The 13,722-nt window shown below is 45.0% G+C and carries 11 protein-coding genes; 7 read left to right on the top strand and 4 right to left on the bottom strand.

Annotation, left to right across the window (positions count from 1 at the left end):
- Window positions 1-417 (top strand): disulfide oxidoreductase, encoded by a 417-nt coding sequence (locus PUN35_RS19520; RefSeq protein ID WP_003228417.1) that lies wholly within the window; start codon window positions 1-3, stop codon window positions 415-417.
- A 185-nt stretch (window positions 418-602) separates the two neighbouring features.
- The gene (locus PUN35_RS19525; RefSeq protein ID WP_003228419.1) at window positions 603-1,214 is read left to right on the top strand and encodes a trimeric intracellular cation channel family protein; all 612 of its coding nucleotides are present in this window, start codon (window positions 603-605) and stop codon (window positions 1,212-1,214) included.
- Between the two features lie 108 nt (window positions 1,215-1,322).
- Here the strand turns inward: PUN35_RS19525 and PUN35_RS19530 are convergent, their stop codons facing one another.
- The gene (locus tag PUN35_RS19530) at window positions 1,323-1,757 is read right to left on the bottom strand and encodes a hypothetical protein (RefSeq protein WP_014477979.1); all 435 of its coding nucleotides are present in this window, start codon (window positions 1,755-1,757) and stop codon (window positions 1,323-1,325) included.
- Between the two features lie 577 nt (window positions 1,758-2,334).
- On the opposite strand from PUN35_RS19530, the gene helD reads away from it, so the two are divergent.
- The 4 genes from helD (at window position 2,335) to PUN35_RS19550 (ending at window position 10,655) form a co-directional block, all read left to right on the top strand.
- The gene (gene helD / locus PUN35_RS19535) at window positions 2,335-4,659 is read left to right on the top strand and encodes a DNA helicase IV (protein WP_014480861.1); all 2,325 of its coding nucleotides are present in this window, start codon (window positions 2,335-2,337) and stop codon (window positions 4,657-4,659) included.
- A gap of 170 nt (window positions 4,660-4,829) precedes the next feature.
- Entirely contained in the window at window positions 4,830-6,647 is a 1,818-nt protein-coding gene (locus tag PUN35_RS19540) for an assimilatory sulfite reductase (NADPH) flavoprotein subunit (RefSeq protein ID WP_014480860.1), read from the top strand.
- A gap of 25 nt (window positions 6,648-6,672) precedes the next feature.
- Window positions 6,673-8,388, top strand: coding sequence for an assimilatory sulfite reductase (NADPH) hemoprotein subunit (gene cysI, locus PUN35_RS19545; protein ID WP_003243849.1), 1,716 nt, complete (start codon window positions 6,673-6,675; stop codon window positions 8,386-8,388).
- A gap of 254 nt (window positions 8,389-8,642) precedes the next feature.
- Window positions 8,643-10,655, top strand: a complete 2,013-nt coding sequence (locus tag PUN35_RS19550; protein ID WP_014480859.1) for a Na+/H+ antiporter — start codon at window positions 8,643-8,645, stop codon at window positions 10,653-10,655.
- A 44-nt stretch (window positions 10,656-10,699) separates the two neighbouring features.
- On the opposite strand, the gene yvgO is transcribed toward PUN35_RS19550, so the two are convergent.
- Entirely contained in the window at window positions 10,700-11,185 is a 486-nt protein-coding gene (yvgO, locus tag PUN35_RS19555; protein ID WP_014480858.1) for a stress response protein YvgO, read from the bottom strand.
- A 222-nt stretch (window positions 11,186-11,407) separates the two neighbouring features.
- Between yvgO and pgoN the strand changes: the two genes are divergently transcribed.
- Window positions 11,408-12,238 (top strand): glyoxal/methylglyoxal reductase, encoded by an 831-nt coding sequence (gene pgoN, locus PUN35_RS19560; RefSeq protein ID WP_033882084.1) that lies wholly within the window; start codon window positions 11,408-11,410, stop codon window positions 12,236-12,238.
- A gap of 30 nt (window positions 12,239-12,268) precedes the next feature.
- On the opposite strand, the gene modB is transcribed toward pgoN, so the two are convergent.
- Complete coding sequence (gene modB, locus PUN35_RS19565) at window positions 12,269-12,961, bottom strand: molybdate ABC transporter permease subunit (protein WP_121517036.1); 693 nt, start codon at window positions 12,959-12,961, stop codon at window positions 12,269-12,271.
- Complete coding sequence (modA, locus tag PUN35_RS19570) at window positions 12,933-13,715, bottom strand: molybdate ABC transporter substrate-binding protein (protein ID WP_014480855.1); 783 nt, start codon at window positions 13,713-13,715, stop codon at window positions 12,933-12,935. Before modA ends, modB begins: the two co-directional genes overlap by 29 nt.
- Between the last annotated feature and the right edge of the window lie 7 nt (window positions 13,716-13,722).

Below are 13,722 nucleotides of genomic sequence, written 5' to 3' on the forward strand. Positions count from 1 at the left end.
ATGAAAAATAGAATCGTATTTTTATATGCTTCCTGGGTTGTGGCTCTTATCGCTATGCTGGGCAGCCTGTATTTCAGTGAAATCAGAAAGTTTATTCCATGTGAACTGTGCTGGTACCAGCGTATCCTCATGTATCCGCTCGTCCTGATTTTAGGCATCGCCACCTTTCAAGGGGACACACGAGTGAAAAAATATGTGCTCCCAATGGCGATTATAGGGGCATTCATTTCGATCATGCATTACTTAGAGCAAAAAGTGCCCGGCTTTAGCGGCATTAAGCCATGTGTCAGCGGCGTGCCGTGCTCGGGCCAATATATTAACTGGTTTGGTTTTATTACGATTCCATTCCTGGCCCTGATTGCTTTTATCCTGATTATCATTTTTATGTGCCTGCTGAAAGGCGAAAAATCTGAATAACAAAAAAAGCGCCCGCGTATGCCGGGCGCTTTTTTAATTTCGCAAACTCATGCCATTCATCAATGCGGCATTCCCTCTAAATTTATCTTTTTTTCTCATAAAAATGTTATTGATTTTACGCTTGAGCGATTATAAAATCTAGAGGTCGTCAGAAAATTTAACAAACATAAAAGGGAGTCATCAGAATGGCTTGGGAGCTGCTCAGTGTGATTGGCATCATTGCGTTTGCAGTCAGCGGCGCAATTGTTGCGATGGAAGAGGAATATGATATTTTAGGAGTTTATATATTAGGGATTGTCACCGCTTTTGGAGGAGGAGCGATCCGCAATTTGCTGATCGGAGTTCCGGTGTCAGCGCTATGGGAGCAGGGAGCGTACTTTCAAATCGCGCTTTTATCTATTACAATTGTGTTTCTGTTTCCGAAGCTGCTGCTGAAGCATTGGAATAAGTGGGGCAATTTATCAGATGCGATCGGCCTCGCTGCCTTTGCTATCCAAGGCGCACTGTATGCTGTCAAAATGGGCCATCCGCTTAGTGCCGTGATCGTGGCTGCGGTGCTGACGGGAAGCGGGGGCGGAATCATCCGCGACCTTCTTGCCGGGCGCAAACCGCTTGTGCTGAAGGCAGAAATTTATGCAGTCTGGGCGGCTCTCGGCGGTTTAATCGTCGGCTTGGGCTGGCTGGGGAACTCGTTCGGCTTATACGTTCTGTTTTTCGTGCTCGTTGTTTGCCGGGTTTGTTCCTATATGTTTAATTGGAAGCTGCCAAACCGTTCTTTTCGCTTAGATAGTCAGTAAAATAAAAGAAACCTCTCCGTCATGGAGAGGTTTCTTTTATGGTAGCCTGCCGGGATCAAATAAAAAGTCCTTTTCGAATGCTGACGCGCAGAGCAAAGCTATTGAAAATTAATAGGTAGCCCAAAAGGTATAGCTGATGGTTTTTTTAGTTCCTGTGTTAGTGAATTTGAATCTGTATTTTGTTTTGTAGCTTTTAGAAGCTTGTTTGTAACTTAAATTTGTAGAGCCTTTTTTCGTTGCGTAAAAAGTTTTAACATTTTTCCAGCCTTTATTTGTCTTTTGTTGCAGAGTTGCTGTAATTTTCCCGCTGCCTGATCCGTTTGCTGTCATGTTGGCCCAAGTTCCTCGTCCTGGATAATAAATCTGAAATGTTGGCGAGTAAGTATAGTTTTTAAATGAGCCCGAATGGTAATGAGTACTCCATATTTGACCTTTTTTAACCCAATCTTTAGCTTCCGCTTTGTTGTTTACTAGGTCAATTGCCGTAAAACTTGTTACGGCTACGACGAATGCCAGCAACATCATAGATAGCTTTTTCTTCACTGAGTATTTCCTCCTAACTAATTCTGGTTCTTTCTTCATGTTTATATCATAAACCGAGAGAAATAATGTAACATCGTCCTATTCTCCCAAATGAAAAACTTCAATTTGTTGAAATATGTCGAAATTGGATGAAAAATGACTATTTTACTGCGACTATAGATACGATAGCAAGGATGTAGTTGCTTTATGGAAGATGACAATAACAGCCAGTTTAGTCATTCTTCACGTTAGATGAACAGACAAACACGGTAAAGCTCTGCGGTGTTTTTAAAATGAAAAAGAAATATTATATCGAAGATTGAATGGAATAAGGAATCGATACTGATGAAAGAGAAGATTCGCAACCTAAGAAAAGCACCTCCAACAGTGATCAATGTGAAATCATAAGAGAAAAAACCGATTTCGAGTTGAAATCGGTTTTTTCTGCATATAAATAACCCAAACCTTGATTGGTATTGGGTGAATGTGCTAAGATAAATTGTATTTGCTAGTTTCGTCATACATTAGATATATGTATCCAATTATATTTTACAGTATTTCATCTATGTTTGTCAACTATTTTCTGGAGGTGCCGTTCATGAATCAGCAGGATAAGGAATGGAAGGAAGAGCAGTCGAGAATAGATGAGGTGCTGCAGGAGCTCGAAAAAAAAGAGCGGTTTCTGGAAACGTCTGCGGGCGGGTTGAAGCATGATATCATCGGATTAAGAAAAAGCTTTTGGGAGGATGTTAAGGTTAATTTTGATGATGCCCATGAAGCGATTGAAACGATGGCAAGCATTAAGCAGCAGGCAGAGCTGCTGTCTGATCGGGAACACAATCATCGGCGCATGGATCAGCAGCTCAAACGAATTCATCAATTAAAAAAATCGCCTTATTTCGGCCGGATTGATTTTATTGAAAACGGCGAGGAGCAGGCAGAGCGAATTTATATCGGTTTAGCTTCCTGTTTGGATGAGAAGGAGGAACACTTTCTGATTTATGACTGGAGGGCGCCGATATCAAGTTTGTACTACAATTATTCCCCAGGAAAAGCGGAGTACGAGGTGCCCGGTGAAACGATAGAAGGGGAAATGGTGCTGAAACGCCAGTTTATGATCAAAAACGGCACTCTCAAGGCGATGTTTAATACCGATATGACGATTGGTGATGAAATGCTGCAAGAGGTATTAAGCCATCACTCCGATACCCAAATGAAAAACATCGTGTCTACGATTCAGAAAGAACAAAATCAGATTATCCGTAATGAAAAAAGCAAGATCCTGATCGTGCAGGGAGCGGCTGGCAGCGGGAAAACATCGGCTGCGCTTCAGCGTGTCGCTTATTTGTTATACAGGCACCGTGGCGTCATTGATGCCGGACAAATCGTTTTGTTTTCTCCCAACTTCTTATTTAACAGCTATGTCTCCTCTGTTTTGCCGGAGTTAGGAGAAGAGAATATGGAGCAGGCGACGTTTCAGGAATATATCGAGCATCGTCTTGGCCGCAGGTTCAAATGTGAAAGCCCCTTTGATCAGCTCGAATATTGCCTGACCGAAACAAAGGGAGGCGATTTTCCAACAAGGCTTGCGGGAATCACATGGAAGGCGGGTTTATCCTTTCAGCAATTCATTAATGAATACGTCACACGGCTTTCCTCTGACGGGATGATTTTTAAAAATATTATATTCCGCGGACAAAAGCTGATCACAAAGGAGCAAATTCAATCCTATTTTTACTCATTGGATCAAAATCACTCCATTCCGAATCGGATGGAGCAAACCGCGAAGTGGCTGCTGAGTGAGCTTAACAAGCTTGAGAAAAAGGAACGGCGAAAGGATTGGGTCGTTCATGAAGCTGAGCTGCTTGACAAAGAGGACTACTTGGACGTGTGCAAAAAACTGCAAGAAAGGAAACGATTCAGCGAGAGTACGTTTAACGATTATCAAAGAGAGCAGCAGCTGCTTGCCGCCATCATTGTGAAAAAAGCTTTCAAACCGCTCAAGCAGGCGGTCAGGCTCCTTGCATTTCTTGATGTTACACAGCTGTATTTGCAATTGTTTTCTGGCTGGGGAGGAAAATTTCAGCATGAGAAGATGGCCGCGATAGGTGAGCTGACCCGTTCGGCATTTACGGATAATAAATTGCTCTATGAGGACGCGGCACCGTTTCTTTATATGCAGGATCTGATTGAGGGCAGAAAGAAAAATACGAAGATCAAACATCTATTTATTGACGAAGCCCAGGACTATTCACCGTTTCAGATGGCTTACATGAGAAGCATTTTTCCGGCTGCCAGCATGACAGTGCTCGGTGATATCAATCAGTCCATCTACGCGCATACCATACACGGGGATCAGCGTATGGATGCGTGCTTTGAGGATGATCCTGCTGAGTATGTTCGTTTAAAGAGAACATACAGATCAACAAGGCAGATTGTCGAGTTTACCAAAGCGATGCTTCAAGATGGAGCGGATATTGAGCCGTTTAATAGAAGCGGGGAAATGCCGCTCGTTGTTAAAACTGAAGGACATGAGAGCCTTTGCCAAAAGCTCGCGCAAGAAATTGGCCGGCTCAAGAAAAAAGGGCACGAAACAATAGCCGTCATCTGCAAGACTGCGCAGCAATGCATACAGGCGCACGCCCACATGAGTGAATATACAGATGTTCGCCTGATTCATAAAGAAAATCAACCATTTCAAAAGGGTGTTTGCGTGATTCCGGTGTATTTAGCGAAGGGAATTGAATTTGACGCAGTGCTTGTCTATGATGCATCTGAAGAACACTATCATACAGAGCACGACCGCAGGCTTTTATATACTGCGTGCACCCGTGCGATGCACATGCTGGCGGTATTTTATACAGGTGAAGCCAGTCCGTTTGTAACCGCTGTGCCGCCTCACTTATATCAGATGGCTGAATGAAGAGAAGGGAGTCCTTCTCTTTTTTCTATTTACATGAAGCATAGCCGTTTTATCATTAGGATTCTTAATAGTTATCATCATGTAAATATATTTTACTTAAGCCTAGTATTCCGGTAAAGTTCAATTAGATGCAATTTTCGATCAGTTTATAACTTTGTGAGGTGGATACGTTGCAACTTCAGGTAATGAACAGTCCGTTTAATCAGGAGCAGGCAGAGCTCCTTAACCGCCTTCTGCCGACCTTGACCGAATCCCAGAAAATCTGGCTGAGCGGATATTTATCCGCTCAATCTGTTTCCGCCCAAGAAGCTGCGGGTGCGCCGGCGGCAGCTGTGTCTGCGGAAGCACCGGCACCGGCCGTTTCAAAAGAAGTGACCGTTCTTTATGGTTCACAGACGGGAAACGCACAGGGGCTTGCAGAAAATGCCGGCAAGCAGCTTGAACAGAGCGGTTTTCAAGTGACCGTCTCATCCATGAGCGATTTTAAGCCGAATCAGCTGAAGAAGGTAACCAATCTTTTAATCGTCGTCAGTACTCATGGAGAAGGCGAGCCGCCTGATAACGCGCTGTCGTTTCACGAATTTCTGCACGGAAGACGGGCGCCTAAGCTTGAAGATCTGCGTTTTTCCGTTTTGGCGCTTGGTGACAGTTCGTACGAATTTTTCTGCCAGACAGGGAAAGAATTTGATCAGCGCTTAGAAGAACTCGGCGGAAAACGGATTTCTCCGCGCGTTGATTGCGATCTTGACTATGATGAACCGGCAGCCGAATGGCTTGAGGGTGTATTGAAGGGATTAAATGAAGCTGGGGGCGGAAGCGCCGCGCCTGCGCCGCCGGCTGCGTCTCAAACCGGTGAGTCTTCGTATTCCAGAACAAACCCGTTTCGGGCTGAAGTGTTAGAAAATTTAAATTTAAACGGCAGAGGATCAAATAAAGAAACACGCCATGTGGAGCTGTCTCTTGAAGGATCAGGCCTGACTTACGAGCCTGGTGACAGCCTCGGCGTCTATCCAGAAAACGATCCGGAACTTGTCGAGCTGCTCCTTAAGGAAATGAATTGGGACCCGGAAGAAATTGTGACGCTTAATAAGCAAGGTGATGTCCGTCCGCTGAAAGAAGCGCTGATTTCTCACTATGAGATTACCGTTCTCACAAAACCGCTTCTTGAACAGGCAGCCCAGCTGACAGGGAACGATGAGCTTAGAGAGCTTTTAGCCCCGGGAAATGAGGAGAATGTAAAAGCCTATATTGAAGGGCGCGATTTGCTTGATCTCGTCCGTGACTATGGCCCATTTAGTGTATCTGCGCAGGAGTTTGTCTCGATTTTGCGAAAAATGCCTGCCCGCCTTTATTCGATTGCAAGCAGTTTATCCGCAAATCCGGATGAAGTGCATTTAACAATCGGCGCAGTCCGCTACGATGCGCATGGCCGTGAACGAAAAGGCGTCTGCTCGATTTTGTGCGCGGAACGTCTGCAGCCGGGAGACACACTGCCGGTTTATGTACAGCACAATCAAAACTTTAAGCTTCCGAAAGACCCTGAAACACCGATTATCATGGTGGGCCCTGGGACAGGCGTCGCACCTTTCCGTTCCTTTATGCAGGAGCGTGAGGAGACGGGAGCGGAAGGAAAGGCATGGATGTTCTTTGGCGATCAGCGCTTTGTCACGGATTTCCTTTACCAGACAGAGTGGCAGAATTGGCTCAAAGACGGTGTGCTGACAAAAATGGATGTGGCGTTCTCACGTGATACAGAAGAAAAAGTATATGTGCAGCACCGCATGCTTGAACATAGCGCAGAATTGTTTGAATGGCTTCAAGAAGGAGCGGCTGTTTACATTTGCGGAGATGAAAAGCACATGGCGCATGACGTCCATAACACATTGCTTGAAATTATCGAAAAAGAAGGCAATATGAGCCGCGAAGAGGCGGAGGCTTATCTTGCCGATATGCAGCAGCAAAAACGCTATCAGCGTGATGTATATTGATTTGACTTGAAAGGAGTTTTTCAACATGGTGACCAAAATTCTAAAAGCACCGGACGGCTCTCCAAGTGATGTTGAACGCATTAAAAAAGAAAGTGATTATTTGCGCGGCACGCTGAAAGAAGTGATGCTCGATCGAATCAGTGCGGGAATTCCGGATGATGATAACCGCCTGATGAAACACCACGGCAGTTATTTGCAGGATGACCGCGACCTCCGAAATGAACGCCAAAAGCAGAAGCTTGAGCCCGCATATCAGTTCATGCTGCGCGTGCGTATGCCAGGGGGCGTCTCGACGCCTGAACAATGGCTTGTCATGGATGACCTGTCCCAGAAATACGGGAACGGCACATTAAAATTGACGACACGTGAAACATTCCAAATGCACGGAATTCTGAAATGGAACATGAAGAAAACCATTCAGACGATCCACTCAGCACTTTTGGATACGATCGCAGCCTGCGGAGACGTAAACCGTAACGTCATGTGTGCATCAAACCCTTATCAATCTGAAATCCACTCAGAGGTATACGAGTGGTCTAAAAAATTAAGTGATGATCTGCTGCCGCGGACGAGAGCATATCATGAAATTTGGCTTGATGAGGAAAGAGTTGCCGGCACGCCGGAGGAAGAAGTCGAGCCAATGTACGGACCGCTCTATCTGCCGCGGAAGTTTAAAATCGGTATTGCCGTTCCGCCGTCTAATGATATTGACGTCTTTTCACAAGATCTGGGATTCATTGCGATTGTCGAGGATGGCAAGCTGATCGGTTTTAACGTGGCAATCGGCGGCGGTATGGGAATGACGCATGGCGATACTGCGACATATCCGCAATTAGCCAAGGTGATCGGTTTCTGCCGGCCTGAGCAAATGTATGACGTTGCTGAAAAAACGATTACGATTCAGCGTGATTACGGCAACCGTTCTGTCCGTAAAAATGCGCGGTTCAAATACACAGTTGACCGCCTCGGTTTAGAAAACGTAAAAGAAGAATTGGAAAACCGTCTCGGCTGGAGCCTGGAAGAAGCGAAGCCGTATCATTTCGATCATAACGGCGACCGCTATGGCTGGGTGGAAGGCATCGAGGATAAATGGCATTTCACGCTGTTTGTCGAAGGCGGCCGTATAACGGATTACGATGATTATAAGCTGATGACTGGCTTGCGGGAAATCGCCAAAGTTCATACAGGTGAGTTCCGGCTGACAGCCAATCAGAACTTAATGATTGCGAACGTTTCAAGCGATAAAAAAGAAGAAATCAGTGCTTTAATTGAACAATACGGACTAACTGACGGCAAGCACTATTCAGCGCTTCGCCGCAGCTCGATGGCGTGCGTCGCTCTTCCGACCTGCGGATTGGCAATGGCTGAAGCAGAACGTTATTTGCCGACCCTGTTAGATAAGATTGAAGAGATTATTGACGAAAACGGCCTTCGTGATCAGGAAATCACCATTCGCATGACAGGATGCCCGAACGGCTGTGCACGTCATGCACTCGGTGAGATCGGATTTATCGGAAAGGCGCCGGGCAAATATAATATGTATCTTGGCGCTGCGTTTGACGGAAGCCGTTTAAGCAAAATGTACCGTGAAAACATCGGTGAAGCAGACATTTTAAGCGAGCTGCGCATCCTTCTTTCCCGCTATGCGAAAGAACGTGAGGAAGGCGAGCATTTCGGTGACTTTGTCATCCGCGCGGGCATTATCAAAGCAACAACTGACGGTACGAATTTTCATGATTGAGAAAGAAAGACGAGAGACAGGGAGTAGCTTCCTGTCTCTTTTTTCTGTAATTTGCTCTGCTGCAAAAAAGTTCACTGTGAGCATATCATGAGAAAAAATACCCTAAAAAGGGTACTATAAAAGAAGACAAGTGTGGAGAGAACTCCTGCGAAACCACATAGCGTATGCAAGGCCACCCTAGCTCAAGGGCTTTTAGACAAACAGATTTTTTGGCTCATCATGCCGACACACAACAGACGAAGGAGGTCATGCATTTGGACATATTTTTAGTTGTGCTCGTATTATTAACGATTATTGCGATTTCTAATATCGTGAACCGGTTTATTCCGTTTATTCCGGTGCCGCTGATTCAAGTGGCTCTTGGGATTCTTGCCGCCTCATTTCCACAGGGACTTCATTTTGAATTAAACACCGAATTGTTTTTTGTTCTTTTTATCGCGCCTCTGCTATTTAATGATGGAAAGAGGACACCGCGGGCAGAGCTTTGGAATTTAAGGGCTCCGATTTTATTGCTTGCACTCGGCCTTGTATTTGCGACTGTGATTGTAGGCGGCTACACGATTCACTGGATGATTCCTGCTATTCCGCTGGCAGCGGCCTTTGGACTTGCGGCCATTCTTTCACCGACAGATGTCGTCGCTGTCAGCGCATTATCAGGAAGAGTGAAAATGCCAAAAGGGATTCTTCGCCTGCTGGAAGGTGAGGGGCTGATGAATGACGCATCAGGTCTGGTGGCCTTTAAGTTTGCGATTGCAGCGGCAGTGACTGGTGCATTTTCATTAGCACAAGCGGCTGTCAGCTTTGTCTTTATTTCTCTCGGAGGCTTGCTGTGCGGGGTTGTCATTTCATTTTTGATTATTCGTTTTCGCCTATTTCTGCGCCGCCTTGGCATGCAGGATGTCACGATGCATATGCTGATTCAAATTCTGACGCCGTTTGTGATTTATTTGGGAGCTGAAGAAATCGGCGTTTCCGGCATTTTAGCTGTTGTGGCTGGCGGTATTACCCATGCGGTTGAACAGGATCGTCTGGAATCAACGATGATCAAGCTGCAAATCGTCTCCTCAAGTACGTGGAACATTATTTTATTTATTTTGAACGGCCTGGTCTTCGTTATTCTCGGCACGCAAATTCCTGATGTTATTTCTGTTATCTTTAACGACACTGCCATCAGCAACATGAAGGTGATCGGCTATATCCTAGTCATCACATTTACGTTAATGCTCCTGAGATTCCTGTGGGTGCTGTTCTTCTGGAACGGCAAATGGTTCTTTAATAAAGATCAGAACATCTATAAACCGGGTCTTCGTTCGACGCTGTTAATTTCGATTTCCGGTGTGCGTGGAGCAGTAACGCTTGCAGGTTCTTTTTCCATTCCGTATTTCCTGGAGGACGGTACGCCGTTTCCGGAAAGAAATCTGATTCTCTTTTTAGCAGCCGGCGTCATTTTATGCACGCTTGTCATTGCTACCGTTGTGCTGCCGATTCTGACTGAAAAAGAAGAAGAGGACGAGGAACGAAACAAGAAGCTGCTGACGGCGAGACGTAAATTGATCAAAACAGCCCTTCAAACGATTAAAGAGGACATGAATGAGACAAACAAAACGGCCTCTCTTGCGGTGATAGCTGAATACAATGAGAAAATGAAAAATCTTCGTTTTCAGCAGTATACATCATCTAATCGCATTAAGAAGCACGAGCGAAAAGTCCGTGCGCAGGGGGTTAAGGCTGAGCAAGAGGCGCTGATGAAAATGCTGGAGCGGGGAGACATCCCGGAAGAAACAGCAAATGTGCTGCAAGAACGATTTAACGAGTTGGAAATTTTGTATGCGAACCCGTTTAAAGTCGGATTATCAAAAACAAGGCTCAAGAGGCTGATGTATTGGATTTTCTTCGGTGAACATAAAAAGCCGGAGATGTCGATTTTAAATGAAGCGGGATTGATACGGGCAACAAGAGTGAAAACGGCAAAAGCAGCGATAGAATATCTGGAAAAACATAAGACGGAAGAACATAAAGAAGTGTTTTTATCTGTCATTTCGTTCTATAAACAGTTAATTTTCAGGCTGGAGCACAGCCATCATGAGCTGAAATCAAGCGCCCATTTTGAAAATCAGAAGCTGGAAGTAAAGCTGAAGGCTGTGCAGGCGATCAGAAATGAAATTCAAACGCTCTTCGAAGAGAGGGAAATTTCCCGGGACATTTCCCATGAGCTTCGCCAATACATTAATGATGTCGAAGCCGCCATGCTTGAAGGCGGCGAATAAATGCAGCAAAAAAGCTGGCGTTAGAGCGCCAGCTTTTTTCTATATTAAGGGCGATGAAATGCGACAGTGCTGCCATCCCGGTCGAACCAGCCTCTGAAGGCCCAGTTGATCCAGCCGCCATCGCCTTTGTTTGTAAAGGTTCCATCTTCAAATACCCAAATGCCATACGTAATGCCGTCGTAAACGGCTGAGCCGTAAAATTGCACACCGTTCAAATGATCTTCATATTCCTGGCTTAAATTAAAGACCATGACATTATATTTTTGGCCGGATGCGTAGAAGGAAGACTCCATGAGGTTTTTCACAAACCCATCCCTGTTCTGTGCGGATTTGATGGCATCAGCGATCTGGTTGGCAATTCCAAGTACATCCAGATTGACGTTTAAACCTACATCAGCGGCAGTTGTTCCAGCAGCAGTTGTCTGCGACATCTTCGGAGCAGGATTTTCTTCAGCGGAAGCAAAGGACAAAGGGGCAATTGTCAAAGCGGCACCAAGAGCAAGTGTCATTGGGATACGAATACGTTTCAAGTTGTTTCCTCCTTTGTTTTCATTTGGTTACACTAAACGCATACCCTGCTCAATGTATTTGTAATCTCAATATTGTTAAAATAGGAAAAAAATAGTGTTTGGATTTGCCTGTGCTGTGAAAAAAGAAGCAAAAAGAGGGTCTTAAGCGTATTATTGGTATCGGCTGAGAGGAATGTGAGATAATATAGACGCTTACATTTCAGTGAAAGGGTGGATGTTCAAGTGCCAACAAGTTTAAAAGATACTGTAAAGTTACATAACGGAGTTGAAATGCCTTGGTTCGGTCTGGGTGTTTTTAAAGTAGAAAATGGTAATGAAGCGACTGAATCAGTGAAAGCGGCAATTAAAAATGGCTATCGCAGCATTGATACAGCAGCGATCTACAAAAATGAAGAAGGCGTTGGCATCGGGATTAAAGAATCCGGTGTGGCAAGAGAAGAGCTCTTCATCACATCAAAAGTGTGGAATGAAGAGCAAGGCTACGAAACAACGCTTGCTGCCTTTGAAAAGAGTCTGGAAAGATTGCAGCTTGATTACTTAGATTTATATTTGATCCACTGGCCTGGCAAAGATAAATATAAAGATACATGGCGCGCGCTTGAAAAGCTGTACAAAGACGGCAAAATCCGCGCGATCGGCGTCAGCAACTTCCAAGTTCATCATTTAGAAGAGCTGTTGAAAGATGCTGAAATCAAACCGATGGTGAACCAAGTTGAGTTTCACCCTCGCTTGACGCAAAAAGAATTAAGAGATTACTGCAAAGCGCAAGGCATTCAGCTGGAAGCGTGGTCTCCGCTCATGCAGGGACAGCTTTTGGATAACGAAGTACTGACACAGATTGCTGAAAAACACAATAAATCTGTGGCTCAAGTGATTTTGCGCTGGGATCTGCAGCATGAAGTTGTAACCATTCCAAAATCCATTAAAGAACACCGTATCATCGAAAACGCTGATATTTTTGATTTCGAATTGTCTCAAGAAGACATGGACAAAATTGACGCATTAAATAAAGATGAGCGTGTCGGCCCAAATCCTGATGAGCTTCTGTTTTAATCAAAAAACTCCCCGTTATGGGGAGTTTTTTTAGTGCGTTTTTTTCTGTTGAATGAAAAACAGCATCAAAAAGGAAATGACTACAATACAGACGACCCACGCCCAAGCAAGGGTATTGTTGCCGGAATCCAATGCGACATATATCGCCGTCGGCAGTGTTTGCGTAACACCGGGGATGTTTCCTGCAAACATGAGTGTTGCGCCAAATTCTCCGAGCGCCCGCGCAAGGCTGAGGATGCTTCCGGTCAGTAACGAAGGATAGGCAAGCGGGACGGAGATATGGATAAACACTTTCCATCTGCTAGCGCCGTCTACCATTGCCGCACCTTGTATATCGGGATCAATGTCAGCAAATCCGGTTTTGGCTGATTGATACATAAGCGGAAAGGCTACAACAGCCGAGGCGATCACAGCGGCCCACCAGGTGAAAATGACAGGCTGCTGGAAAATCCACTCGATGGCTTGTCCGATGAAGCTGTGCTTTCCGAAAATGACGATCAAAATAAAACCGACAACAGTAGGCGGAAGAACGAGCGGAAGCATAAAACATGTTTCGAGTGCCGTTTTTCCGAAAAATGATGCCCGTGACATCCATGCTCCAGCAAGTGTTCCGAGAATAATGACAACAATTCCGGCAACTGCCGCCACCTGAAAGGAAAGCGCAACGGGTGTGAAAAATTCTGAAGCGCTTATGCTACTCGGCAGTAAAGCCATATTTCTCAAATACTTTCATTGCTTCATCAGATTGCAGGTATTCGTAAAATTCCTTCGCTTCCTTACGGTGTTTTGTATCTTTTACGATTCCTAACGGATAGACAATTGGGCTGTGTGTATCTGCTTTTGCCTCGTCAATAATGTTGACCTTTTTCGAGACCAGGGCATCTGTTTTATAAACAATACCTGCGTCTACATTGCCGGTTTCAACATAAGAAAGAACTTGGCGAACGTCTTTTCCATACACAATTTTATCCTTCACTTTGTCCCATAAAGACAGCTTTGTCAGTGATTCTTTCCCATAAGCTCCTGCCGGTACGGATTCCGGAGTGCCAAGGGCGATTTTTTCTGATTCAGCCAGATTGCTGAAGCTTGTCACAGGTGAATCTCCGTTTTTCGGTACGACCAGCACAATTTCATTACCGACCAAATCAGTGCTGTCTTTTTTTGCGATATCTCCATCATCCACCAGCTTTTTAAATTTATCCTCAGCAGCTGAGAAGAACAGATCTGCTCCTGCTCCTTGAGAAATCTGTTTTTGCAAGGCGCCGGAAGAGCCATAGTTATCTTGGATGGTAATATTTTGATGCTCTTTTTCATAATTTTTTTGGATTTCCTCAAGTGCATCCTCCGCGCTGGCGGCAGCTGAGATGGTTAACGTTACTTTTTTCTCGCTGTCCGTTGAAGACTGGTTTGAAGAACAGCCTGCTGCAAGGAGAAAGGCAGTTAAGGCTGCGATGAAAATAGAATACTTCTTAAACATGATTGCA

It is taken from the genome of Bacillus sp. N3378-2at (assembly GCF_033412715.1).
Classification (GTDB): Bacteria; Bacillota; Bacilli; order Bacillales; family Bacillaceae; genus Bacillus; species Bacillus subtilis.